The sequence below is a fragment of the Sporosarcina sp. PTS2304 genome, from assembly GCF_003351785.1.
GTDB lineage: Bacteria > Bacillota > Bacilli > Bacillales_A > Planococcaceae > Sporosarcina.
This window is the reverse complement of sequence record NZ_CP031230.1, coordinates 2,782,530-2,807,351: the sequence shown is the minus strand read 5'-3', so window position 1 is coordinate 2,807,351 and position 24,822 is coordinate 2,782,530. Positions and strand designations below refer to the sequence as shown.

The window sequence follows — 24,822 nt, the reverse complement described above, 5'->3', positions numbered from 1 at the left end:
GGATAAAGAGAAATTGTAGACGTAAGAAAGCTTTTCGATGATCGTTCGGCTTCGCTATTTCGTCTACCACTTATAAAGAGTAAAGATTAAAGGTGAAAGGGACACCAGATAGTTCAACGGTCTGATGTCCCCGCCTGAAGTATACATCTCACTCTATATCTTATACTAACTTTTCCATATGAAAATCAAAGTGTTCTGCCAAGAAAGAAGAGATGAAAAAGTAGCTATGGTCGTAACCTTCTACTTTGTTATACTCAACTGGCTGATCATATTGCTTCGCATTCTCAAGGAAAGGCTTCTCATTCAACTGTTCTGGATAGAAGTTATCCGCTGTGCCTTGCGTAATAAGAATTGGCGGGATGCCGGATTGTTTCACTAACTCTGCAGTATCCCATTCCTTCCAAGTTGACTGATCTTCCCCAAGATACGTTGTAAAAGCCTTAATGCCCCATGGAACATCAACGGGACTGGAAATAGGAGAGAATGCTGAAATCGATTGGAAACGGTCTGCATTTTTCATACCGATCATCAATGCCCCATAACCGCCCATGGAATGCCCCATAATACTTTCTTTTCCTGAAAAGTTCGGCACGAGATCCGTCGCAATCGCGTGTAACTCTTCCGTAATATATGAATACATCTGATAATGGGTAGCCCAAGGTTGCTCAGTAGCGTTCACATAAAAACCTGCACCTTGTCCAAGATCAAACGCATCGTCATCCGCAACATCTTCCCCACGAGGCGATGTATCCGGGATAATAACGGCTACTTGATGCTTCTCTGCCAAGCTTTGAAAGCCACTTTTCTGGCTAAAGTTATCGTCTGTGCACGTTAATCCTGAAAGAAACCAAAGTAATGGAATTTCCTTCTGTTCTTTATTTGATGGCAAGAAAATACTGAATGTCATATCACATTTGAGAACTTCTGAATAATGAGTGTACTTGTTTTGCTGTCCGCCGAAAGAACGTCGTTGCTCTACTTGTTTTAGACTCATGATTTCACTCTCCATACGTTAATATTGAACGAATTGATTCACCTTTATGCAATAAGTCAAACGCTTCATTAATATCCGTGAAATTTAGTTGATGTGTAATAAATGAATCCAAATCAATTTTACCGTCCTGATAGTCATCAATCATGCCAGGTAACTCGCTTCTGCCTTTTACTCCACCAAATGCAGATCCGCGCCATACGCGACCCGTGACTAATTGGAAAGGACGTGTGCTAATTTCTTTACCAGCACCGGCTACACCGATAATGATACTTTCACCCCAGCCTTTATGACAACATTCAAGTGCTGAACGCATCACATCAACATTTCCGATACACTCAAAGCTGTAATCTACACCACCATCCGTCATGTCGACGATGACTTCTTGAATAGGTTTGTCGAATTTAGAAGGGTCGATAAAGTCGGTAGCGCCCATTTTCTTCGCTAATTCAAATTTATCTTCATTTAAATCAATCGCAATAATTCGGCTAGCCTTTGCCTGCGCTAGTCCTTGAATAACCGCTAGGCCAATCGCTCCTAAGCCAAAGACAGCCGTCACAGCGCCTTCTTCTACTTTCGCTGTATTGTGTACAGCGCCAATTCCAGTCGTGACGCCGCAGCCGAATAGACATACTTTATCGAGTGGTGCGTCATCTTCTACTTTAACTAAAGAGATTTCGGAGACTACAGTATATTCACTGAAGGTACTCGTGCCCATATAGTGATAAATAGGTTCGCCGTTATAAGAGAAACGTGTCGTTCCATCAGGCATTAACCCTTTTCCTTGTGTTTCGCGAATGGCACCGCATAAATTTGTTTTTCCAGAAAGACAGAATTTACATTTACCACATTCAGGTGTATACAGTGGAATCACGTGATCTCCAGGTTTCACAGAAGTAACTCCATCGCCTACTCGCACAACTACGCCAGCACCTTCATGACCTAGTACAGCAGGGAATACACCCTCTGCATCATCGCCTGACAAAGTGTAAGCATCGGTATGACAGACTGAAGTGTAAAGAATCTGTACGAGTACTTCGCCAGCTTTTGGTTCTTCAACGTCGATTTCTACGATCTTTAATGGTTCTCCAGGTTTAAACGCTACAGCAGCTCTACTTTTCAAATGAAGCCCTTCTTTCTGTTTAAGTTTTGTATTTACAATTCCATCATCACATATTATAATTCATCATGCAATACTGACTCTTTTGTCACTATGGACATAGATAGTTGTAGAAAGAGGTGAAAATTATGTCGATTGAATATAAAGACAAGACATATTTTACGAGTAAGGATTTAGCGTTATCCGTTATTGGAGGTCGCTGGAAAATAGCGATCATTTGGTGTCTATTACAGAAGTCACCATTACGATTAAGCGAGATAGAGAAAAAATTACCCGATGCTAACCAACGTATGCTGATTAGACAACTTAGAGAATTAGAAGAGGATCAGATCATCACTCGCTATGTATATCCTGTTGTTCCACCTAAAGTAGAGTATCAACTGAGTGAGATTGGTCTTCTATTAGAGCCTGTCGTTACGTCTATTTGTAATTGGGGTGACCAATTTAGTAAAGTAGTTGAAAATGAAGCTAGCAAAAAGAAATCATAACTACTACACTAATCTTATAAAGGAGCTGAATAAGATGTTGAAGCACAAAACACTCTCCCTGCTTTTATTTTTAGTGGCACTCACACTAATTTTAGCAAGCTGTGGAACAAAAACAGAAGAACCAGAAGAAACGACAGAACAACCAGTAGACAATAGTAATTATTCAAAGGAAGTAAAAGAAAATCCAATCGTGACGATTACGATGGAAAATGATGAACAAATTGTTATGGAGTTGGAGCCTGCAGTAGCGCCTAATACCGTGGCGAACTTTGTTTCATTAGTAGAAGAGGGCTATTATGACGGTCTGATTTTCCACCGCGTCATTCCTGATTTCATGATCCAAGGAGGGGATTCGGCGGGCAATGGTTCTGGTGGGCCGGGGTATTCAATTGATGGTGAATTTACTTCGAACGGATTTGAAAATAATCTTCTGCATGAACGTGGAGTCGTTTCGATGGCCCGGACAGGGGAGCCGAACTCTGCTGGTTCTCAGTTTTTCATCATGACCGCAGATACAGCACAGCTTGACGGTGATTATGCTGCTTTTGGTAAAGTGATTGAAGGTATGGAAACAGTTGATGCGATTGTTGTAGCTGAACGTGATCCAATGGACAAGCCTTTAGAAGATCAGAAGATGAAAAAGGTGGAAGTGGATACGAAAGGTTTTGACTATCCGGCGCCTGTAGTGAATGATTGATTGTAAGATGAGTGAACTGTAATGCAGAGAGTTAATAGTCGCTTTCCATTACACCTATATAGAAAACAGGCAGAGAAAAACGAATAGTTTTTCTCTGCCTGTTTCATGTAGTGGATGTCAGTCAGCTTTACGTTGTGCGGCGAGCCATTCCATCGCTACATTTGCGTGCAGAGCGGCACCGTACTTGAATATATCTTCTTGCTGGAACATACGCGGATTGTGAACGGGAGCGGCTCCTTCTTTTCCGGTACCCAGCACGACAAATGCGGAAGGAACTAGTTGAGAAATATAAGAGAAATCTTCCGAACCGCTTAGTGGTCCAGTGTCTACCATATTCTCGCTACCTATCACTTCTTCCATAAAGGGTGTAATAGAGTCGATGAAGTCAGGATCGTTGTAAGTGGTAGGAGTATGGAATTCCGTAATTTCATAGTTTCCTCTCCAAGCTTTTACAACGTGGTCGATCATTTCAGGAATTCTTTCACATAAATGATCTCTAGACTTTTGATCATAACTTCGCATATTACCGCTTAATGTCGCTTTTTCAGGTATGACGTTCGTTACTGTTCCACCACTCATTGAACCGATGGAGAATGTCACTGATTGATCAGGCGGTGATTCGCGCGTCATTAATAAATTTAAGCTAGTATACAATTGATTCATAATCATATTCGCGTCAATTGTTTTATGAGGCTGCGAGCTATGACCACCGTATCCTGTAATGTCTACCATATACGTGTCCATCGCTTGGGTAAGGGTCCCTTTCCGAACCGATAGAGTTCCTGCTTCCTGGTCAGGCATAATGTGAATTCCGAATGCTGCATCGACTGTTGGATTTTCAAGCGCTCCATCGTCAATCATGAGCTTCGATCCATATCCCCATTCTTCGCCTGGCTGAAAGAATAACTTTACTGTCCCTTCAAGTGACGCCTCATGCTTTTTCAATAGCTCCGCTGCACCGAGTAGCATAGCCACGTGTGAATCGTGACCGCATGCATGCATCAACCCTTTTTTCGTAGACTTGAAATCCACGTCTACTTCTTCGTGAATAGGCAGTGCATCCATATCTGCGCGCAGTAAAATGCAAGGGGATCCTGTGCCTATCGTTGCAACAATTCCTGTGCATTGTGTCTGTTTAGGGAAACCTGCCCCGGCAAATTTTTCCGAGACTTCAGGTGGTACGGTTCCACATGATTTGTGTTCGATTCCAATTTCGTCTAATCGTTGTTGAATATATTTTTGAGTGTTAGGAAGTTCAAATCCCAGTTCAGGATGTTGATGTAAATAACGACGATCCTTTATAATTTGTTCCTCGTATGCATGTACTTCTTCGAAAAGATTGACCATGATGACCTCTCCTTTTGTTTTACTTATCGGCAGAATAGGGGACTGCTACTTATGCAGGGCCTAAACCTATATAATTTGCGATCAAAATTAAAATGAAACCAGCGAAATGTAGCAATAAGAATAACTTTAACGAAAATTTAACCCAATCCGCATAGTTTACATTTGCCATACCGAGAGCGGCCATGAGTCCGCCTGATGTAGGCCATAAATAGTTCGTAAACCCATCACCAAATTGATAAACGACAACCATAACTTGTTGATTGATCCCTAGTATTTTTCCTAATGGCCCCATAATAGGCATAAGAATCAATGCTTTACCACTACCTGATACAACGAAGAAGTTAAAGAATATAACGACTAAGAATAGAACGAGTAAGGTAATGACCATTCCCGTATTTAGTAATAACTCAGACAGTGAATGGACGGCGGTATCAATAATTTTAGCTTGTGTCATTAAGATCATGACGGATCGGGCGAAACCGATAGCTAAACCAGTAGGTAATAATCGCGCAGCACCAGTCCCGAAATTAGCTGCTGCTTCACTCGGCTTCAAACGTAAAATGATGACGAGGAAGACCGCATAAATTGCATAAACGGCAGATAGTTCTGGCATGCCCCAGCCTAGTTTAATGGCTCCAAAAGCACTTCCTATGAGAACACCTACAAGTCCTAGTAAAGCAATTTTTCTAGACAGTGTTAAGGTCTCTTCTTCGTACTCAGCTTCTTTATTGTCTGCTAATTGCTCTCTGTATTCTTCAAATACAATACTTTTTGTAGGATCAAGTTTTGTTTTATTAGCGTAACGGAGAATATAGACGATCGAAATGGCAACAAAAATAACTAGAGATACGATACGGAAGCTCAAGCCAGAATAGATAGGTAAACCTACTACCGTTTGACTGACTCCTGTTGTGTAGAAATTCACCACTCCTGCTGTAAACCCGATGGCAAGACCGACTGTAGCGGTAGCAAACGCTGTAATTCTGTCATATCCCATACCCATGACGACAGCCATAGCTAACGGAATAAAAGGGATACCACCTTCACCAAATCCGATCGTTCCCATGATAGAGAACAGTACAAGCAAAGCAATGATAATGAGTTTTTCTTTACCAGCCGCTACTCGCAACAATTTATGAATACCGGCTGCAATAGCCCCAGATGTTTCAAGAATATATAACGCTCCGCTAGCAAAAAGTAACATTACAATAATATCTGCAGATTGTACAACCCCATTATGCAGTGCAGTGAAAAAATCCATAAATGAAATGGGATCCACATTATCAACGTAGGTAAATTTATCTGTATTCAGTACTTCAATTCCTGTGTCAGGATCTACCGTGCGCTCATATTCCCCACTAGGCACAATCCAAGAAAGTGCTACAACAATCAGCATAACGATCAGGAACATAATATACACGTGAGGGAAGTTTATTCCTTTAGACTTCTCTTTTCTAGCCATCTGTTTTCCTCCGATTCCTCGCATACTTCTAGAGTATTATGAGGTAATAAGTTTTTTGAACATCTTAACACCCGACTGTATTAATTCGTCAGGAAAATCATACTCGCTCGTATGGAGGTTTGCGTAGTCTTCCCCATTACCAATAAAGAAATAAGATCCTTTCGTCAACTTTGTAAAGTGTCCAAAATCCTCTGACCCTCTATACGCTTCTTCTAATTCACGTACATCCATTCCAAGAGAAGTGGCTGCCGCACGAACTTTGTCTGAGCATTCCTTATCATTTGCTGTTTCAGGAAACTCATCATTGTATTCGAAGCTTACGCGTAGACCAAACGTTTCTGCTTGTTGTTGCGCGAATTTCTCCAAATTGCTTTGAAGCTGATCAAGTTCTTTTTCATATAAAGCACGTATCGTTAAACGAAGAGTTCCTGTAGATGCAGAAAGCCCGAAAGCTTTTTCCCCTACATCAATTTGAATGACAGTAGAAAGCACTAATCCTTCGTTATCGTCAGACGAAATAAGTCTCTCATTCTCTATAACCATATTCGCGATCGCAAGAGAAGGGTTAATTCCAAACTCGGGTTGACTTGCGTGTGTTGGAGAGCCTTCAAAAATAATACTCATACCTTTAGAAGCACATAATGCTGTACCGTCTTTTACGTTGACGGAATGTAGCGGAAGTCCACTCATATTGTGATAAGCATAAATTTCATCAATTCTATGTTCCTTGATGAATCCTACACATTGAATAGCTCCATCACCTGTTTCTTCTGCAGGTTGGAATAAGAAATACACGTTTTTATCTGCTCCATTTTGATCCACTTCTAATGCTAATGCTGCCAAAGTAGAAGAATGACCATCATGTCCGCATTTATGTGCTTTTCCAGGAAATTGGGAAGCCCATGGAATATCAATCACTTCATCCATTGGTAATGCATCATAGTCTGCTCTGAATGCTATATTTGGCCGATCATCACCTGCATGATAAATTGCATAAAACCAAGTATCTTTATCAATTATTTCAATAGTGGATGTATGCGCTTTCAAGAAGTCTATTAGGTACTGTTTTGTCCAAACCTCTTCGTTTGATAGTTCAGGATGCTTATGTAAATCATGCCGTAATTGTTTGGCTAACTCAAAATTTTGACTATTCATATTGTAACAACTCCAATCTAAAAATGTATATTGTATATTGTACATTGTATTTTATAATTTTCAAGAATAAAAACCTAATAATAGAAATTTACTTTTAATGAGGGTAGCAAGAGAACAAAAAAGCCGGACATTGCTTATTTCGCAAATGTCCGGCTACATAGATTAAAAGATTGCCTGAATAAAATCAAATGACTGAACTTACAAAGGCATGATCTCTGCTTTTTCAGTATTCCAATGCACTTCTTTCATGTATCGATCCAATTCTTCAACATTACCTTCTCTAAAAAGTTCGACCATTCTTCTATGTTCATTATTCGTTTGGAGAAGCTTACTTTTTATGAATTCAGTGTCGTTTAAGCTCTCTAAGTTCTTTAAAAACTTTCGTTCCAACTGAAATAATAAATCAACTAATGTTTTATTTGGACAAATAGATAAATAGACATTATGGAAATCCTCTTGCATTTTGTGATACATTGCAAAGTTTTCAGAGTTCAGGGCTAAGTCCATGCTCATAATGTAAAATTCCATTTCTTTTAACTGTTTTTCTGTAAGTAAAGGAGCGGATAGGGAAGTCGCCAAACCGTCCAATGCACCAATAATGAGAAAAGTATCCTTTGCTTCTTCTTTCGTAAGCTCCTTAATGACAAACCCTTTTCGTGGAGCGTATTCCAGTAGCCCATCTGATGAAAGCTGGATCAATGCTTCTCTTACGGGTGTTCTACTAACTTTTAGACTTTCACCAATCGCGCTCTCATTTACCTTACTGCCAGCAGCCAGCTCGCCGTTATTTATTTGTTCTACAATATAGTTATATACATGATCTTTTAACAATAAATAATTTCCCATTTTACAGCTCCCTACCTTTTATTAGAATTGAGCAGACACTGCTACATGTCGGTGCAAAATCATCTGCACATATTGACAATCGCACAAACCTTTGTGTATACAATGTATTGTATTATGAACATATTATCAATATATACATTACACTGTGATGTGTTCAATGAGCGGAAGTGAGCTATCTATGATCGGAATATCTTGTTCTATGAGAGTAGATGATTATCACATAATTAAGGAAAGAAGACTCATTAATTATTATTTTCCAGCATAACCACCTCTCAACTAAACCAGGCAGAGAAAACTATTTGTTTTTCTCTGCCTGGTTCATATTAGGGGATAGACGTTATATTTTTATATATTCAACACGATTTCTTCCGTTTTCTTTTGCTTTATACAACGCTTTGTCGCATCGGGAAATCATCGAGTTAAGTGAATCGCTTGACACGTACGAAGCTACACCGAAACTTGCTGTCTTCTGACCTACTGTTAAGAAGCAATGTTGTTCTAACTGGACACGCAGTCTTTCGGCAAGTTGCAAGGCGTCTTCCAAAGGAGTAGAAGGACAGATGACTAGAAACTCTTCTCCGCCCCAACGCCCCAACGTATCTTTTTTTCGAATAGTAGAGGTGAATAATCTTGCCGCATCGACTAATACGTAGTCACCCACTTGGTGGCCAAATGTATCATTTACACTTTTAAAATAATCCAAGTCTATCATAATAACAGAAAGTGGAACAGATCCAGTCTGTACTTGTGTAAATTCGTGTTCTAAAACATGATCCAAACGAACGCGATTCGGAACTTGCGTCAGTCGATCCGTATTAGCTAAGTGCTCTAATTCTACTTGTATATTTTCAAGCTGCTTTGTTCGTTCCGTTACTTTCAGCTCCAACATTTCATTTAACTCTTCTTGAGTTTGTCGATTTTCTTTTATAATAATACTGACCTTGTCTACTAAAGCTACAGATAAAATGACTGCTTCAAACATTGCGCTGTAGGAAGGAATCTCCTCAAAAATGATCAATGAAAGAGGAATAATTTCCAACATGGCCAATCCTTGAATAATTACAGAACCAAGCAAAATACTCCATCCTAGCATGTAAAAGCGAGCTGACTTATAACCTTTTATTAAGGAATAAAGCCCAGTAAACCAAAGGAATATGAGTACTATAACAGAGAACATGGTAATAAACATATCAACGACGTATTGACTAAGCCCTACGAACACACCCACAATAGATAAACATGAAATAATTACCGAAATATTCAGTATTTTATCTGCGGTAGGTAATCGGTGTTTTAACTCTAAAAATTCTTTACCAAACAAAATCATAAAAATTACCATGAGACTACAACTCACTGCCAACGTTTTTGTGAAGAACCACCCTGGCAATACGTGACCGAGTAATTCTACGTCAAAAGAGTTCATCGTAGCTTGGAATAACATGAAACTAAACATGTAAAGAGAGTAATATAAGTACGATCGATCTTTAAATGAAACATATAAAAATAAATTATAAACAAGCAAAGCGGTTAAGAAACCATAAAATGTTCCTGTATAAAATTTATAGGACATGACATTTTCTATTAATCCGTTAGTAGAGTAGAGCGTCGTAAAAATAGTTAATGGTAACTGTCCTTCAATTTGCAAATAAATTTCTGTAACGGAAGAAGGATTTTCTATTTCATAAAGAAAAGAATGATACGTAATCTGTTGCTCTTTAACATTTAATAACCCTCCTTCAGTTAGTTCAAATGAACCGTCCTCTCTTACTACATACATATTCATAACTTCTACTTTATCATCGTATTCTAGCCAATAGTTTTGATCTGTTTTTGTTAAAACATCGTCAGCTATTAACTTAAGCCAGATCGTGTCGTCTGTATGCCAAAAAGATAAATATTTTTCTGTGCTTGGAACAAATGAAGAATCCATCTCACCGGACACGATGTCATGGATAGTTACCGCATTTGTCGGATCTCGAAAAACGTTATAATGCGTTCCTAGTTCAATAGTCTCTGAAGAGTGAGTTGAACTGTTGCTAGTTGAATTAGGCACGTAAAGTAATACAAAGAATATGATTATAGAAAGAAAGAAGAAAGGCAGTAGACTTTTATATAGTCTATTTTTCTCAGGCAAAATTACACCTTCTTTCTAAAAAAATATAATTATTTGTATTATAGTACCATGAAAAGGATATTTATTCAACTTGAAAATAGTTATTTTATCCTAGCATAACAACATGTATAAAGTGGTTTCATTTATGTGCTTTAATAGAATTATTCATGGGTTGAATGTTTAATATTTTTTAGCGTAGCAACAATAAGAAAACTGACAATAACGAGTAGCAACCAAGAACTTAACTTTCCTAAACCGACAAAGTGCCAACTTTCTGCTTGATTTGGGTATTTCCAAGCACCGAAAAATGTAGCAATATTTTCAGCGATCCAAATGAAAAATCCGATTAGTGTAAACGAAAGTACCAATGGCATGCGATATAGACTGTTATTTACTCTATAAGTAACTGAAGAGCGCCAAAAGACCACTATTACGAGAGCGGATAGCCACCAGCGTAGATCAAACCAGTAATGATGTGTGAAAAAGTTCAAATAGATAGCAGAAGCCAAAGGAACAACAACCCATAATGAAGGCCAATGTAACAAATTCACTTCCAATCTCCGCCACGCTTGGCATAAGTAACTCGCTACACTTGCATACATAAAGCCGCTATATAGAGGAACGTCTAACACTTTGAAGTAACCTTTTTCCGGGTATGACCAAGAACCCATATGTACTTTAAAGATTTCAAGTGTTAGCCCGATTAAATGAAATAACGTGATGACTTTTAATTCATCGCGAGTTTCTAATCCTGACCGTACCATCCACCATTGCGTGACTAAGAATATGAGTAGCAGCCAATCATAGCGAGGTAAAAAGGGGAATGTATAAATTTGTGTAAATGCTAAAGAGCTAAATATAATGACAGGGAAGAGACAGGAGAGAGCTTGTTGCCAACCAAAGTAGAATAGCTGTTGAAACCCCCTTTGTAGCTGCGTGGAAGTTTTGCGTATCGATCGTGTAGTAAATTTCATAGTCCACCACCTTTTTATTAATGGAATCTATTATGACGAGTATTACAGTAGTAAAGTTCATTTCTCGGGAAATTAAAGGTTTCACGTGGAACGTTATGGATAGTAATGTAAAAAACCAGTCTTTTGATTAGCCATGGTGAGGTATGGAGTTACTTTCCCTCCTTTACTAGTGTCATTTTTTTCGAACTGTGTAAGAAGCAATTGACATAGTTAGCTAGAAGGGATATATTACTAATGATAATAATTCTCAATTATATCCATATAATTCGTCACATATTAGACACATTTACATATATAGAAAAATAGATTTTCATCGTTGTCTATATGAATTTATGAGATAATTTAAGAGGGTAATTATATCCAACGATTGGAATTCAGGTGAATTTTATTAAACTATGTACAATATCTAGTGAGAGGAGAGTAACAACAAGTGAAAAAAGGTTTCTTATTTACTTTACTAGCCAGTATTTTGATGCTCACTGTAGCTTTGCCACAAGCCTCCGCACAAATTGCGAACGGTACACATTCACTTACGTATCAAGTGAACCAACCAAATAGCAATTCCGCATCAATTGCGAATGATTACTTCGTAAAACCGGCAGTTGCAACGGTATCAAATGGTTCAGCGGTAGTGCAACTAACATTAAAAAATAGTTCATGGATTACAAAGTTCGATCCTCCAGGAGGAGCTAAAGTTCTAAATGAAGATCTAAAGGCTGATACACGAGTGGTAGAGTTTAATGTTAGTGACATATCAAAACCGGTAATTGCCGCTATGAAAGTCGATGTGGAGGATATTAATTATCATCACGAATATAGCGTGTCTATTGTATTCGAAGATAATAATAGCCAAGTGACACCACCGGCAACCGGTAACACGACACCACCTGTTACAACACCACCGACTACGACACCATCGACTACACCAAAACCAGGCACTAGCATCAATATCAACACAAGCGGGAACATTACGAAACCTTCTACAACAACTACTCAAGTAGCTAATCCGCAAACTAGTGATTCAACGCCGTACCTACTAATGATTGCGTTAGCAGGTTCAGCATTTTTACTTTATAGAACTAGATTGAAAACAAAACAGGGGGAACAGTAATTATGACGAAAAAATCATCATCACGAGCTACTAAGGTAGTACTCGCTTCCATGCTCGCTGCATCACTCGCTCTGCCAACAGTAGCATCAGCAAATGTCAGTACGAGCAACCAAGCAGAATCAGCACTTAAAGTGACGATCGCTGAAGAACAAGCAGTAGATTTCCATGCGTATGAAGTAGGTACGACTACGGCATATCCTTCAATTAACGGTCATATCGTTCCTCGAGGCACAGTTGTTGAAAAAGATGGTAAGCAGTATGCAAATCTGACGGTAGTTGCTAAATCCGCATCTATGATTGCAGAGTTGCAAACGAAACAAGGCGAGGAATTTGTCAAAGCAGAATCAGTAAAAAATGCTGATGGTACAACTACGTACAGCTTCCCATTAGAGATAGGTAAAATTTATTCAGGAAAGCTTCATGTGGTAGCACCTTTCGCAAACATCGATAAGTGGTATCCATTTGACTTTGAAGCGAAAACTGCTAAAAATGAACCAGTCGTTGTTGCGCAGGAAGTAAGTGTAAAAGTCTTTAAAGATGGTACAAGTGAAGAGTCTGTAATGAAGAACTATATGTCAGCTACAGCAAGTGTTGTAAAAGGAGCACAAGGCAATGACGTGACAGTTACTTTCCCTAAAGGTCATTATATTCAAGAATTTAAAGTGGACGGCAAAAAAGTAGCAATCGCAACGGACGATAAAGCTACTGGTGCTCGTACGTATACATTCAAAGTGGCAGACTTGAAAAAGTTAGTAAACGCAGAACTTCACGTAATTGTAGATGAAGCTGGTGTCAAATACGACTCCAATCATAAAGTGCAACTTGGATTTGATGGTGCTAAGCCGGCAGAAAAGCCAGCTCCGACAGCAAATCCATTTAAAGATATCGATAAAGACGGAAATAAAGAAGCAATCCTTGCACTTTACAATAAAGGAATTGTTAAAGGGGCAGACAAATTTAACCCACGTAATAATATTACGCGTTCACAGTTTGCATTAATGATTGCACGTGCATTAGATTTAAAGTCTACAGGGTCAGTTGGATTTAAAGACCTTGGAAACATTACAGACCAAGAACGTGTTGATGCGATCAACGCACTTGCACAAGCAGGAATTGTTCAGAAAAATGAAAAGTTCAACCCAAATAACACATTGACACGCCAACAAGGTGCATTAATGTTATATCGCGCAGTAAATGTAGTAGCTGGTAAAGATATGGCTACTGGTATTGATACAAGCCTTGGCTACTACGCAGATGGAGCAGTCGTTACAGATCCTGAATCTAAAAAGGCATTTGCACTATTATATGCTGGGAAAATCATGACTGGTTCTAAGCAATCGGATGGAAAAGTGCTAATCCAATCTGGTGATTCATTGAAGCGTACACAAATGGCTAAAATTTTAAACGGTTCATTGGAGTATATGAACAAATAATAGCACCTATTTATACTTCCTTTCGTCTGTAGACGAAAGGAAGTTGCTGTTGTTTTATTACCGATGATTGTACAGAAAGGAGTGATGTAGAATGAAAAGAATAGTATTCTTGTGTACTTGTCTGCTTGTCATCTCTACGTTGCTTCCTTCAACTTTCATCAGTTATGCAAACGAGCGGTCTATAGCGGATGGTGTGTATCAAGTTGAACTAAGTTTTCTATCAGAGGAAGTTGCAGGACAAGGTGTTTTATTCGATAAAAAGGCTGTATTGACTGTTCGGGAGGGCCGTCAACTAGTTGCAGTTAAAATAAAGCCAGGACATGTCATGACTTCGGTTGCCGTTACACAACAAGGTGAAAACATGTCAACTTCGCTACGTACGGCTGAAAGTTTAGTTCAGTTTGATATAAAAAGCACAAAACAAAAGTTTGTGCTTGCTGGAACATATAAAAAACCTACAGACAATAAGGAAGTAGTGTTTTCACAAATTCTTATGATGAATGAGAACTCATTACCGGCAACACAACCAATTCCTTCGGCAAGCGATGAATCAGATAAGCTGCAGCACTTAGACAGAGTGAGCTTTACGTTGCTGACATATGGAACAGAAGAACGGTCTGTGATGAATGAATATGTAGAACCTTATATGAAAATCTTTAAAAGAGGAAATCGATATTATGCACATATGCAAATTACAAAGTCGGCTTGGATTACTGACATAACAGTGGAACAAAAAGGTGAAATGATGGAGCCTAAAGTAGTTTCTCACGAAGAGCCGTTAAAAACGATTGAGTTTGAGATTGAGGATTTTCAAAAAAAGAGCAAGCTATGGGTTGAAGTGAATCTACCGGAGTTGACGTATTCTTATAATTATTTCGTAGATCTTTCATTTGATCAGGCACAAGTGAAACCATACATCACACAAAGTGGACAAGCAGTTCAAAGTCAGGCGAAGTCGTCTATGGCAAAAAGATCTGAAGAACCTGCCAAACCATTACGACCAGCGAGGGTGACAAAGCCAGTTGAAAAAGAAGACATTCCAGTAGAGACGATACCTGAGGCGGCTCCTGAAGAAAATCTGGAATTTGACCGAACGTTAGATGAAGTAGTGAAAGAAGAACCGACAGAGATTGCGCAAGTGGCAAGTGAACCAGTACAAGAAGAAATAGCTGCAGAACAAACAGATGAACTGAAGATTTCAATGGATGTGATGAAGGTTATGATACTAACGAGCTTATGTGGTGTGTCAGCTGTGTTATTTATCCGTCGATTGATCAGTAGACGAAAGACGAGCATGAAAAGATAAAGAGCGGAGGAGTAGAACGTGCAGAAATATTTTAAAACTCTTATGTACGTACTAGCAATTATGACAGTGGTAATAATTGCGGGGTGTAGCAGTGAGCCTGAAGCCAAGACAACTGTGGCAGATTCGGATGAAGTGAACAATCCAGCAAAAAGTGAACAGCGAATCATTGCGGGAACGGTCGTCATTGCGGAAATCTTGGATAAACTAGAGCTCGATGCAATTGCTGTCCCGGAGTCGGAAAAACAATTGGCTAGTCGATTTGACGGTCTTCCGACAATCGGCAACGCGATGACACCTGACATGGAAACCGTGAAATCAATGGATCCAACAGACTTCTTATCTGTTTCAACACTAGAATATGACTTAGAAGACAGTTTCAAACAATTAGACATCCCGACAAATTTTTTAAATTTCCAAAGTATAGATTCCATGATTCAGGAAATTCAGTTGCTTGGTGAACGCTATGATCGTCAACAGCAGGCAGATCGACTAGTTACTGACTTACAAAAGCGTATCGAAGCGGCAGAAGTCGTCGCTGCTAATAGAAAAGGGCCAAATGTGTTGATCTTACTCGGGATTCCAGGGAGTTACTTAGTCGCAACTGAAAACTCTTATGCAGGTGATTTGGTGAAACGAGCAGGCGGCACGAATGTAATGGAAGGACAGGAGCCGGAATATTTATCGTCTAACACAGAATACCTTCATAATAGTAATCCTGATATTATTTTGCGTCTGTCTCACGGTATGCCCGAAGAAGTAGTGGAAATGTTTGACGAAGAATTCAAAACGAATGACATATGGAAGCATTTCGACGCGGTGAAAAATGGTAAAGTATATGACTTGGAAGAATCACTTTTCGGAACGACGGCTTCATTGCAAGTGCCTGAAGCGTTAAGCGAGTTAATGAAAATCTTTTATCGTTAATTAGACGAATGAAGTGGGAAAAGGAAGTCCGTTATGACAAAAAGAATGATTAGCTACGTAGTGGTCGTATCGTTGCTCGTAATCACAATCGTTTACTCGGCCACGACAGGTAGCATTAAAATGGGTTTTTTCGAATTTTTGGGCGCGCTATTTGAGCAAGGGAATAGCCAGATGGAAGCGATCCGTGATCTGCGCTTTCCAAGAATTATCGTCGCCTTATTTGCGGGTGCGGCACTTTCTGTTTCGGGTGTTCTCCTCCAATCAATTATGCGCAACCCTCTGGCGGATGCAGGAATCATTGGAATATCTTCCGGCGCAGCATTTGTACAATTATTCATTATTTCGTTTTTCCCTGCCTTATTTTTCATGACGCCGTTATTCGCATTCATGGGCGGGGCTTTTGCCTGTTTCCTAGTGTTTGCATTGTCTTGGAAATCAGGTTTAAGTCCGTTGAAATTGATATTGGTTGGAATTGCGATCAATGCGATGTTTACAGGCTTAACGGAAGCGTTCATTAGTTTTGGGGGATCGCTAAACGTCTCAGCTGCAAGCGTGATCGGATCCAATTTAACGATGCGCACATGGAAAGATGTTTCGACTATTACTACATACGGAACGATTGGTTTGGTTTTGGCGTTCGTCTTGTATAGCTGGTGTAACTTATTAGTACTGCAAGATAAAACAGCAAAGAGTATAGGTTTTCACGTGGCGCGTGCGCGACTAATTATTGCAGCGGTTGCCGTGCTGTTATCAGCAATTTCAGTAGTCGTTGCGGGGGTTATTTCATTTGTTGGATTATTAGTGCCTCATATCGCGCGCCGGTTAGTTGGCTATGATCATAAAATATTACTGCCGTTTACCGCTCTTCTAGGGGCATTGATTATTTTGCTGGCAGATACTATTGGTCGAACGATTGTATCACCACTTGAAATACCCGCTTCGACCATTATGGCCATTATCGGTGGACCATTTTTAATATTCTTACTGCGAAAAGAGTGACCTGCTATGGAGATGAACAACATTATTGTATCTCATGATAATATAACGAATCATTTGGATGGTATTTCAACGACTATTCAAAAAGGACGTGTGACAACAATTATCGGGCCGAATGGTTGCGGGAAGTCTACGTTGCTGAGCGTTATATCTAAAAGTAATTCACCTAAATCAGGAACTGCTTCTTTAGAGAATCGGGACTTGGTCATGTACAAGCCAAAAGAATTTGCGAAGAAGTTAGCGATTGTCTATCAGCAAAATGATGTGCCAAAAGATATAACGATTGAAAAATTAGTTGGATTCGGACGCCTGCCGTACAAAACATTACTTCAACGTAATCAGGAAGAGGATCGTCAAGCAATCAATTGGGCATTGTCTGTAACGAATTTACATGAAAAACGGCATAAAGATTTGGAAGCATTATCTGGCGGAGAGCGGCAACGTGTATGGATTGCGATGGCGCTTGCGCAGCAATCTGAAATCCTTTGTTTAGATGAGCCGACGACATACTTAGACATTTACTATCAAATTGAATTGTTAGAGCTGGTGAAATCTCTGAATGAAGAACATGGCTTGACTATTGTGATGGTGTTGCATGACATTAACCAAGCAATTCGTTATAGCGATGACATTATTATGATGAAAAACGGCAAGATTATCGCAGAAGGACCACCCCGAGAAGTCATTACAAAAGAAGTGATAAAGGAAGTCTATGGAGTACATGCCGTCTTTAAGGAAGATGATGAGATTGGTCTTTATATGATGTCCCTCGGTATCTATATATGATGAGTTAAATTTTCCGCATGGAAAGTAATTTTGCTTGTACCGCACTTAGTTGCTGTTCGTTACAGGTGGCGACTCCTGCGGGAACAGCGCGAGCCGAAGACCCTGGACTGAGCGCAGCGAGGGAAGCGGCTGAGGCCGTGCCCGCGGAAAGCGTCCGCCTGTAACGGACAGCGACTTTTTAAGGTGAATGCAGCTTTTTATTCTCATCTTATATAGGAGGTTTTTTAATGAAAAAACGTTTATCTAACTATATGCCATTGCTGTACTTAGGAATATTTCTTTATTCAGGCTATTTATTAGTACAGTATTTGTATACGTATGTAGAAGCTGCTAGTTCTCTACAGGAAACGCAAATGATTTACGAAAAAGCACTGGAAGAGACATCGGAGACCGTAGTGGAAAGTAAGGCCGAAAAAAAGCCATCATATGACACGATACGTCCGCAGTTCCATAAACTCCACGCTGTAAATGAACAAATAGTAGGATGGATATCAGTAGAAGGTACAAAAGTGAATAATCCGATTTTACAGTCAGAAGATAATGATTTTTATTTGAATCGAAATTTTAACAAAGAGAAAAGCCGTGCGGGAAGTGTCTTCATGGATTTTCGTAATGACATTACGGATATGAATCAAAATACAGTCATTTATGGACATGCGATGAAAAACGATACGATGTTCGGTAGTTTAAAGAAGTTTGGACAGCAAGAGTACGCAGATGAACATTCGACTATTTATGTAGATACATTGTACGAAGGGTACGATATTGAAGTGTTTGCGGCCTATGAAACGACAATTGACTTTTATTACATTGAGACGGATTTCCAGACGAAAGAAGAATACGCACACTATTTGCAAGAAGTGCAATCACGCTCACTGATCAACACACCTGTCACAGTCGGTACAGAAGACCGAATCGTAACGTTATCGACGTGTAATAACTCAGTAAATAGTAAGGATAAGCGATATGTCGTCCAAGGTAAATTAGTAAAGAGATAATTTATTAAGCCTGTTGATTCACCATAATATGTATAATTCATTCCTTTATTTGAAAATAAGTTTGACTATGGCGAATGGATAGAGTGAAGCTGACTTAGAGTGTCATGCGGCTTGCGCTTCCAGACGATACGCGGTGGATCCCACGATAGTGCGTTGCGGGTTACACCTGTCGTCCTAATCCTCCCGGAGTCGATCGTCTGTAAGCTCCAAGCCGTACTTTGTATAGGCAAGACAGGTTGATCACTCTTTGTAGGTAGTGAAAACCAAGTAGAATTGTCTGATATAATCTGACCGTTTTTGAAGTTAGATAGTGGTGAAATGTTGCTAGCTACTACGACTGTTTCGATGAACTGAGTGAAAAAATGACCCTATATACATTCAGTCAGCAAATCCAAAGCTTCACCACACTGTTTAGGAAGCAGAACTTACCATACTCTATTTCTGGACGAACACCAACTGGTTTCCCGACAAAAACTCAAGGATTCTCCCGAAAGAACCGGCGACTCCTGGAGGATCAGGGAAAGCCGTGGCGAAGGACGGCTTTTGCGAGTGAAGCGCAGCGAGAAGGAGCACATCTTTGCATTTGACAGGTGTAATCGCCAACGCATTTCTGGCGAGTCCACCGCGCCCCCTCAGGAAAGCGTCCGGTTCTGTAGGGAGAATCCTCATACGTACACCCTTTTTCTGCACTGTACAGGAGAAGTTACTTCCCATACTTTATTTCTGCACGCCTCCTACCATTCCCCACCCAAACTTCAGAAACAATAACCTAACGTTCAACACATCTATTCACTTTCTTTAAAGTCCTTTTTTCAAATCTTTAATATTCCATCAGCAAATGATACGATGGAGACAAAACAATAAGGTGGGGGAACTTTCATGGATCTGGATCAACTACAGCATATATTATGTGAAAAGAAATCATTATTCATTGGAGAAGAGACTGCTTTCCGTTCGGCTGTCATGATTCCGCTAGTACAAGCGGATGGTGAGTGGCATGTATTATTTGAAGTGCGTTCGTTTAAAATGAGAAAACAACCGGGTGATATCAGCTTTCCAGGAGGGAAAATTGACATAACAGATGCTTCTCCCAAAGCAGCAGCCCTGCGCGAGACGCAAGAAGAACTGGGAATTGACCCTGACACCGTTCATGTAATAGGAGAGTTAAGCCCCTATATTGCATCGCCATCATTCGTCGTCTATCCATTTGTGGCGGCCATTGACTATCATGAAATTATTCGCAGTTACAACAAAGATGAAGTGGAAGAAGTGTTTACTATTCCTGTGAAATGGTTGCTTGAACATGAGCCTTATATGCACTTAGTGTCTATCGAAACAGCACCGCCTGAGAATTTTCCTTTCGAGAAAATCATGAACGGGGAACAATACCAATGGCGTGCACATTCATTGGAAGAATGGTTTTATGAGTATGGAAATTACACAGTCTGGGGATTAACGGCGAGGATTTTAAAGCATTTTATTTCACTGGTGAAATGAGGGGAAGAGGATGGGGCGAATGAAACGAAAAAAATCATTTCGATTGAAATTGTTAAGTAGTCTCGCAGTAGCTTTTTTACTAGCTTTTGCAGGATTTTTCGCTTTTGTCAGTTCGCCATACAAAGCTCAGTCGTGGGCGGAAGAAAACTTACAAACGGATACACAGGTGCTAGTCGATGAAGATAAGAAGAATATTTTATTTGAACCGGCAACTGGAGCTACGCATATTGGATTTATCTTCTATCAAGGGGGAAAAGTAGTTCCGGGCGCATATGCACCGTTAGCTAAGAAACTTGCTTCAAACGGGTATACTGTTATCATTCCTAAGCTGCCATTTAATCTGGCCATCCTTTCACCAGATAGAGCGGATAAAGTCATTCGAAACCATCCAGAGATCGATACATGGATAATCGGCGGGCATTCGTTAGGTGGTGTCACGGCTTCAGACTACGCACTTCGCCATGAAAAGATAAAAGGTCTTGTATTACTCGCATCCTATCCGCAAGCTGAAACTGATTTAAGTGAGAGAGAAATTCAAACGTTGTCACTATATGGAGGTAATGATCAAGTGGCAGATCTTACTAAAGTGAAAGCGGCTAAAACACAATTGCCTTCATCTGCACGTTTTATAGAAATAGACGGGGGCAACCATGGTGGCTTCGGTGATTACGGTCATCAGAAAGGCGACGGCGAAGCTACTATTACGAATGAACAACAAATTGAAGAAACAGCAAAGTATATTATGGAGTTGATAGAAGGATTGTAAACTGGGGCTATTGAAAAAATCAGGCAGGGAAAAACGAATAGTTTTTCCCTGCCTGATTCATTTTAGTTACTAGCCGATATCACTGCAAGTCACTATATATTATAGTACTTCTAATGTTACGTCTATATTGCCTCGTGTAGCTTTTGAGTAGGGACAGAATTGATGGGCTTTCTCTACCAAATCTTCTAATTTGTCTTTTTCAATATCCGTGCCCTTTACTTGCAACTTCACTTCCAATTTAAACCCGCCGTCTACTTCATCTTTACACAGACTGACATTTGCGGTAACTTCCGATGAAAATTTCACATGTTCTTTACTGGCTACTAATTGTAGGGCGCCGTCAAAGCAAGACGCATAGCCTGCTGCGAATAATTGCTCAGGGTTTGTGGCGTTTGCCAGCTCTTTTGCGCGGGAACTGCCAGGCATAGCCGTATCGAATTCAACAACAGAGTCGGATGAAGCTACATGACCTTCGCGTCCTCCTGTAGCAGTTGCAGTTGACGTAAATAGTTTTTCTGACATGAAATCACTTCTCCTAACGTAGTTTTAAGTTTCCCTTTATGCTATACCCTTTATTCAACAATGTAAGCATAGATGTCATATAAATGGTAACGAAAGAAGACTCTTTGAGAACTTCTCGAAAGAACTTGTTATAATTAAAAAGATAATGACTTGCCGTAGGAGTGGAATAATGAATAAACATGATATTGCGGATATTCGCAAACGATTTAAATTAGAGACAGACTTGCTAACTGTTACAGATATTTACAATGTGTATATCCGACAAGAGAGTCATGAAATTTATCATGAAGAAAGCCAGGCATTCGCATTACTAGAACGTGAACAGCAGGAGCTTTTCATGACAAATTTCAAAAAAGTACTTGGTGGAAAATTAGGTGTGAAATTATTTGAAGTGAAATTTGAAAGGCAAAATGAGAACGAGACAGATCACGCACAACAGCTTCTATATGAGGGGTTGCAGGCGGAAGAAGCCGATCAGTGGAGAGATGAAATGCAACATTTGGCTTTAAAAATGGTACAGGATGTGCAATATGAAAAAGATCTTGTTGTGACATTTATTCGAGGGAATTATTTCAAGAAGACAAAAAGGTCTAGTGAGGAAACAGAAATAGATGCCCGTGATGAAGTATTCACGACGCCTTTCATTCTATGCAGTATGAATCAGACGGATTTGCCGAAACGCTCTATCATCTTTGATTTTGTTGAGAAAGAATTTAAGTCAAATACTATGCTGGACCCTATTATTAATCTGACGTCTCCCATAGGGGGCTTTCTGTTCCCTTGTTTTACCGATAATGCAGCGGATGTCAACCATATTTTATATGCAGCCGGTAAAGCGAATAAGCCAGATTATCAATTTATCGAAAACGTCTTAAATGGCGAAGAAGTCGTGACAGCGGCGGACGACAAAGCGGTATTCGAAGAGATTGTCAAACAAGTAGTAGGTGGCGAAGTTGATACAGAAACTTTGGGCAATGTGTACGAAGCCATCTATCGTTTAACTGAAGGTGATGAAGAGGAGGAAGAACCAGAAGAAGCACCCGTAATTGATAAGTACCAAGTGGAGCGTGTCTTGAAAATGAGTGGCGTAGATTATGTAGACACGCAAGCTGTAGAAGCGGCTTTTGAAACAGTAGTGGATGATACGATGTATGAGATGAAAGCAAGTCATATCGTGCCGAGCTATACATCCAAGTCTATTAAGATTGAAACAAAGGTCGCAAATATTTCTATAAGCCCAGCAGATCTAAAGTATGTAAAACAGGTGAATTATGACGGAAAACAGTGTATTTTAATTGAAGTAGAGGAAGATACGATCATCGAAGGCTTTAAAGTGATTTCAGAAGATTTATTAACATAAACAACTGTAGGCGGACTCTGGCATAGTAGAGTTTGTCTACAGTTTTTTGTAAATAGTATAGATTAGTATGTATCGACAGCTAGAAATCTATCGAATGACATAGGTGTACAGAACAGAATTAATGAATATCATGTGACAGATAAGAGAAACGTCACAAAAACAACAAAATGTATCAAAATTGCGACATTTTTCTATCTTAATCCTTACAAACAAACAACACTCTTTAATACTGGGTATATTTGTTGTATACTAAAAAAGATGTTAGTAGAAGTATGGTCAACTGAGACAGAAAGATTTGCTCCTAGTGTGCGCCATGTTTGCTGTGACGCCTTATTTAGGAACATTTACATTTCTGTAAATTTCACATATAAGGAAGGTCAAAATGAGTAATATACAAACTAAATCAGACGTTATCTTAATCGGTGCAGGTATTATGAGTGCGACGTTAGGGACAATGCTTAAAGAACTAGCACCTGATTGGAAAATCTCATTGTTTGAGAAGCTGGACAAAGCAGGGGAAGAAAGTTCTCATGAGCTTAACAATGCTGGAACTGGACATGCAGCGTTATGCGAACTGAACTACACTTCTGAAAAAGCAGACGGTTCAATTGACATTACTAAAGCTACAAAGGTAAATGAGCAATTTCAATTATCTATGCAGTTTTGGTCCCATCTAGTTGAAAAGAAGTTAATCGAAAATCCAAGCCAATTCATTATGCCTCTCCCGCATATGAGCTTAGTTCAAGGCGAGGAAAACGTTAGATATTTGAAAAAGCGCTTTGAAGCGATGACAGCGAATCCGTTATTCGAAGGAATGGAATATTCCGACGACACGGAAAAGTTAAAAGAGTGGATTCCTTTAATCATGAAAGATCGTCAGTTAAGTGAAGCGATTGCAGCAACTAAAATCGACACAGGAACAGACGTGAACTTCGGTGCGCTGACTCGTATGCTAATTGAGCATATGCAAAAGTCAGACATTGAGATCAACTACGGTCATCAAGTAGAAGATATCAAACGCACAACTGATGGCGATTGGGAATTAAAAATAAAGAACAATAAAGACGGTAAGCTTGAATATCATAAAGCAAAATTTGTTTTCATCGGCGGCGGGGGCGGAAGTCTTCCATTACTGCAAAAGACAGGGATTCCAGAAAGTAAGCAAATCGGCGGATTCCCGATCAGCGGTATTTTCATGATCTGTAAAAACCCAGATGTCATTGCAAAACATCATGCAAAAGTATACGGAAAAGCGAAGGTCGGTGCACCGCCAATGTCGGTTCCGCACTTAGACACACGCTATATTAACAACGAAAAGTCTTTATTATTTGGACCGTTTGCAGGCTTCTCTCCAAAGTTCCTAAAAACAGGCTCCGTGTTTGACTTGATTGGTACAGTAAAACCGAATAATTTAACAACGATGCTTGCATGTGGTGCTAAAAACATGTCATTGACTAAGTACTTAGTAGAACAAGTTGTACAAACAAAGGAACAGCGCATGGACGAGCTTCGCGATTTCATCCCGGATGCAAAAAGCGAAGATTGGGAACTATGGACAGCTGGCCAGCGTGTACAAGTTATTAAAGACACAGCAAATGGCAAAGGTACGTTGCAGTTCGGTACAGAGCTAGTAACAGACGCAGACGGCTCGATTGCAGCATTGTTAGGCGCTTCCCCAGGTGCTTCTACAGCAGTTGCAGTTATGCTGGACTTGATGAATAAATGTTTCCCAGAGCAAGTAAAAGAATGGGAGCCAAAATTGAAAGAAATGATTCCTTCTTACGGGAAGCAATTAGCAGAGAATCCTGAGCTTCTTAAAGAAGTTCATGCATCTACAGCGAAAACTCTTGAATTAGTTAAAAAAGAAGTCGTTCATAGTTAAATAATGAACTAAAAAAGCTCTGTTACGATTTAATAGTAACAGAGCTTT

General features: G+C 39.7%; 22 protein-coding genes. 13 read left to right on the top strand and 9 right to left on the bottom strand.

What is annotated here, in order from left to right; translation table 11 throughout:
• Positions 1-160: 160 nt before the first annotated feature.
• Together fghA and DV702_RS13485 are read right to left on the bottom strand one after the other, a co-directional pair.
• Entirely contained in the window at positions 161-994 is an 834-nt protein-coding gene (fghA, locus tag DV702_RS13490; RefSeq protein ID WP_114925224.1) for an S-formylglutathione hydrolase, read from the bottom strand.
• Between the two features lie 4 nt (positions 995-998).
• Complete coding sequence (locus tag DV702_RS13485) at positions 999-2,114, bottom strand: S-(hydroxymethyl)glutathione dehydrogenase/class III alcohol dehydrogenase (RefSeq protein ID WP_114925223.1); 1,116 nt, start codon at positions 2,112-2,114, stop codon at positions 999-1,001.
• A gap of 125 nt (positions 2,115-2,239) precedes the next feature.
• On the opposite strand from DV702_RS13485, the gene DV702_RS13480 reads away from it, so the two are divergent.
• Both DV702_RS13480 and DV702_RS13475 read left to right on the top strand, forming a co-directional pair.
• Entirely contained in the window at positions 2,240-2,599 is a 360-nt protein-coding gene (locus tag DV702_RS13480) for a winged helix-turn-helix transcriptional regulator (RefSeq protein WP_114925222.1), read from the top strand.
• 34 nt (positions 2,600-2,633) lie between these two features.
• Positions 2,634-3,296, top strand: coding sequence for a peptidylprolyl isomerase (locus DV702_RS13475; protein ID WP_114925221.1), 663 nt, complete (start codon positions 2,634-2,636; stop codon positions 3,294-3,296).
• Between the two features lie 117 nt (positions 3,297-3,413).
• On the opposite strand, the gene DV702_RS13470 is transcribed toward DV702_RS13475, so the two are convergent.
• The 6 genes from DV702_RS13470 to DV702_RS13445 all read right to left on the bottom strand — a co-directional run bounded on the left by DV702_RS13470 (position 3,414) and on the right by DV702_RS13445 (position 11,193).
• A complete protein-coding gene (locus DV702_RS13470; protein ID WP_114925220.1) occupies positions 3,414-4,643 on the bottom strand; it encodes a M20 metallopeptidase family protein in 1,230 nt (409 codons plus the stop codon).
• A 49-nt stretch (positions 4,644-4,692) separates the two neighbouring features.
• A complete protein-coding gene (locus tag DV702_RS13465; RefSeq protein WP_162805810.1) occupies positions 4,693-6,105 on the bottom strand; it encodes a YfcC family protein in 1,413 nt (470 codons plus the stop codon).
• 36 nt (positions 6,106-6,141) lie between these two features.
• Positions 6,142-7,260, bottom strand: coding sequence for a M20 metallopeptidase family protein (locus tag DV702_RS13460; protein ID WP_114925218.1), 1,119 nt, complete (start codon positions 7,258-7,260; stop codon positions 6,142-6,144).
• A gap of 198 nt (positions 7,261-7,458) precedes the next feature.
• The gene (locus DV702_RS13455; protein WP_114925217.1) at positions 7,459-8,106 is read right to left on the bottom strand and encodes a GntR family transcriptional regulator; all 648 of its coding nucleotides are present in this window, start codon (positions 8,104-8,106) and stop codon (positions 7,459-7,461) included.
• Positions 8,107-8,443: 337 nt separating this feature from the next.
• Positions 8,444-10,240 (bottom strand): sensor domain-containing diguanylate cyclase, encoded by a 1,797-nt coding sequence (locus tag DV702_RS13450; protein WP_240315626.1) that lies wholly within the window; start codon positions 10,238-10,240, stop codon positions 8,444-8,446.
• 140 nt (positions 10,241-10,380) lie between these two features.
• Positions 10,381-11,193, bottom strand: a complete 813-nt coding sequence (locus DV702_RS13445) for a DUF817 domain-containing protein (RefSeq protein WP_114925216.1) — start codon at positions 11,191-11,193, stop codon at positions 10,381-10,383.
• Positions 11,194-11,623: 430 nt separating this feature from the next.
• On the opposite strand from DV702_RS13445, the gene DV702_RS13440 reads away from it, so the two are divergent.
• The 9 genes from DV702_RS13440 (at position 11,624) to DV702_RS13395 (ending at position 21,010) form a co-directional block, all read left to right on the top strand.
• Positions 11,624-12,304 carry an NEAT domain-containing protein gene (locus DV702_RS13440; RefSeq protein ID WP_240315625.1) on the top strand — a complete coding sequence of 227 codons (681 nt, stop codon included), beginning with the start codon at positions 11,624-11,626 and terminating at the stop codon, positions 12,302-12,304.
• A 2-nt stretch (positions 12,305-12,306) separates the two neighbouring features.
• The gene (locus tag DV702_RS13435; RefSeq protein ID WP_114925215.1) at positions 12,307-13,737 is read left to right on the top strand and encodes an NEAT domain-containing protein; all 1,431 of its coding nucleotides are present in this window, start codon (positions 12,307-12,309) and stop codon (positions 13,735-13,737) included.
• A gap of 91 nt (positions 13,738-13,828) precedes the next feature.
• On the top strand, positions 13,829-15,043 hold the full coding sequence (locus tag DV702_RS13430; RefSeq protein WP_114925214.1) for an NEAT domain-containing protein: 1,215 nt from the start codon (positions 13,829-13,831) through the stop codon (positions 15,041-15,043).
• 42 nt (positions 15,044-15,085) lie between these two features.
• Positions 15,086-15,967 carry a heme ABC transporter substrate-binding protein IsdE gene (isdE, locus tag DV702_RS13425; RefSeq protein ID WP_114925945.1) on the top strand — a complete coding sequence of 294 codons (882 nt, stop codon included), beginning with the start codon at positions 15,086-15,088 and terminating at the stop codon, positions 15,965-15,967.
• A gap of 33 nt (positions 15,968-16,000) precedes the next feature.
• On the top strand, positions 16,001-16,966 hold the full coding sequence (locus DV702_RS13420; RefSeq protein ID WP_114925213.1) for a FecCD family ABC transporter permease: 966 nt from the start codon (positions 16,001-16,003) through the stop codon (positions 16,964-16,966).
• A 6-nt stretch (positions 16,967-16,972) separates the two neighbouring features.
• Entirely contained in the window at positions 16,973-17,749 is a 777-nt protein-coding gene (locus DV702_RS13415) for an ABC transporter ATP-binding protein (protein WP_114925212.1), read from the top strand.
• 227 nt (positions 17,750-17,976) lie between these two features.
• On the top strand, positions 17,977-18,747 hold the full coding sequence (srtB, locus tag DV702_RS13410; protein WP_114925211.1) for a class B sortase: 771 nt from the start codon (positions 17,977-17,979) through the stop codon (positions 18,745-18,747).
• Positions 18,748-19,626: 879 nt separating this feature from the next.
• Positions 19,627-20,244, top strand: a complete 618-nt coding sequence (locus tag DV702_RS13400) for an NUDIX hydrolase (RefSeq protein WP_114925209.1) — start codon at positions 19,627-19,629, stop codon at positions 20,242-20,244.
• 19 nt (positions 20,245-20,263) lie between these two features.
• Complete coding sequence (locus DV702_RS13395) at positions 20,264-21,010, top strand: alpha/beta hydrolase (RefSeq protein ID WP_114925208.1); 747 nt, start codon at positions 20,264-20,266, stop codon at positions 21,008-21,010.
• A gap of 99 nt (positions 21,011-21,109) precedes the next feature.
• Here DV702_RS13395 and DV702_RS13390 read toward each other — a convergent pair whose 3' ends face one another.
• Positions 21,110-21,532 (bottom strand): organic hydroperoxide resistance protein, encoded by a 423-nt coding sequence (locus DV702_RS13390; protein ID WP_114925207.1) that lies wholly within the window; start codon positions 21,530-21,532, stop codon positions 21,110-21,112.
• A gap of 169 nt (positions 21,533-21,701) precedes the next feature.
• Between DV702_RS13390 and DV702_RS13385 the strand changes: the two genes are divergently transcribed.
• Together DV702_RS13385 and DV702_RS13380 are read left to right on the top strand one after the other, a co-directional pair.
• Positions 21,702-22,892, top strand: a complete 1,191-nt coding sequence (locus DV702_RS13385; RefSeq protein WP_114925206.1) for a DUF4317 domain-containing protein — start codon at positions 21,702-21,704, stop codon at positions 22,890-22,892.
• A gap of 382 nt (positions 22,893-23,274) precedes the next feature.
• Positions 23,275-24,774, top strand: coding sequence for a malate:quinone oxidoreductase (locus DV702_RS13380; protein ID WP_114925205.1), 1,500 nt, complete (start codon positions 23,275-23,277; stop codon positions 24,772-24,774).
• The last annotated feature ends 48 nt before the right edge of the window (positions 24,775-24,822 follow it).

What these genes read in the sequence shown, in the direction of transcription:
- srtB (WP_114925211.1), top strand. Translation starts at nt 17,977, where the DNA reads ATGAAAAAACGTTTATCTAACTATATGCCATTGCTGTACTTAGGAATA.
- DV702_RS13475 (WP_114925221.1), top strand. Translation starts at nt 2,634, where the DNA reads ATGTTGAAGCACAAAACACTCTCCCTGCTTTTATTTTTAGTGGCACTC.
- DV702_RS13400 (WP_114925209.1), top strand. Translation starts at nt 19,627, where the DNA reads ATGGATCTGGATCAACTACAGCATATATTATGTGAAAAGAAATCATTA.
- DV702_RS13380 (WP_114925205.1), top strand. Translation starts at nt 23,275, where the DNA reads ATGAGTAATATACAAACTAAATCAGACGTTATCTTAATCGGTGCAGGT.
- DV702_RS13480 (WP_114925222.1), top strand. Translation starts at nt 2,240, where the DNA reads ATGTCGATTGAATATAAAGACAAGACATATTTTACGAGTAAGGATTTA.
- DV702_RS13395 (WP_114925208.1), top strand. Translation starts at nt 20,264, where the DNA reads ATGAAACGAAAAAAATCATTTCGATTGAAATTGTTAAGTAGTCTCGCA.
- DV702_RS13455 (WP_114925217.1), bottom strand. Translation starts at nt 8,106, where the DNA reads ATGGGAAATTATTTATTGTTAAAAGATCATGTATATAACTATATTGTA.
- DV702_RS13445 (WP_114925216.1), bottom strand. Translation starts at nt 11,193, where the DNA reads ATGAAATTTACTACACGATCGATACGCAAAACTTCCACGCAGCTACAA.
- DV702_RS13385 (WP_114925206.1), top strand. Translation starts at nt 21,702, where the DNA reads ATGAATAAACATGATATTGCGGATATTCGCAAACGATTTAAATTAGAG.
- DV702_RS13465 (WP_162805810.1), bottom strand. Translation starts at nt 6,105, where the DNA reads ATGGCTAGAAAAGAGAAGTCTAAAGGAATAAACTTCCCTCACGTGTAT.
- DV702_RS13415 (WP_114925212.1), top strand. Translation starts at nt 16,973, where the DNA reads ATGGAGATGAACAACATTATTGTATCTCATGATAATATAACGAATCAT.
- DV702_RS13390 (WP_114925207.1), bottom strand. Translation starts at nt 21,532, where the DNA reads ATGTCAGAAAAACTATTTACGTCAACTGCAACTGCTACAGGAGGACGC.
- DV702_RS13435 (WP_114925215.1), top strand. Translation starts at nt 12,307, where the DNA reads ATGACGAAAAAATCATCATCACGAGCTACTAAGGTAGTACTCGCTTCC.
- DV702_RS13430 (WP_114925214.1), top strand. Translation starts at nt 13,829, where the DNA reads ATGAAAAGAATAGTATTCTTGTGTACTTGTCTGCTTGTCATCTCTACG.
- fghA (WP_114925224.1), bottom strand. Translation starts at nt 994, where the DNA reads ATGAGTCTAAAACAAGTAGAGCAACGACGTTCTTTCGGCGGACAGCAA.
- DV702_RS13460 (WP_114925218.1), bottom strand. Translation starts at nt 7,260, where the DNA reads ATGAATAGTCAAAATTTTGAGTTAGCCAAACAATTACGGCATGATTTA.
- isdE (WP_114925945.1), top strand. Translation starts at nt 15,086, where the DNA reads ATGTACGTACTAGCAATTATGACAGTGGTAATAATTGCGGGGTGTAGC.
- DV702_RS13470 (WP_114925220.1), bottom strand. Translation starts at nt 4,643, where the DNA reads ATGGTCAATCTTTTCGAAGAAGTACATGCATACGAGGAACAAATTATA.
- DV702_RS13420 (WP_114925213.1), top strand. Translation starts at nt 16,001, where the DNA reads ATGACAAAAAGAATGATTAGCTACGTAGTGGTCGTATCGTTGCTCGTA.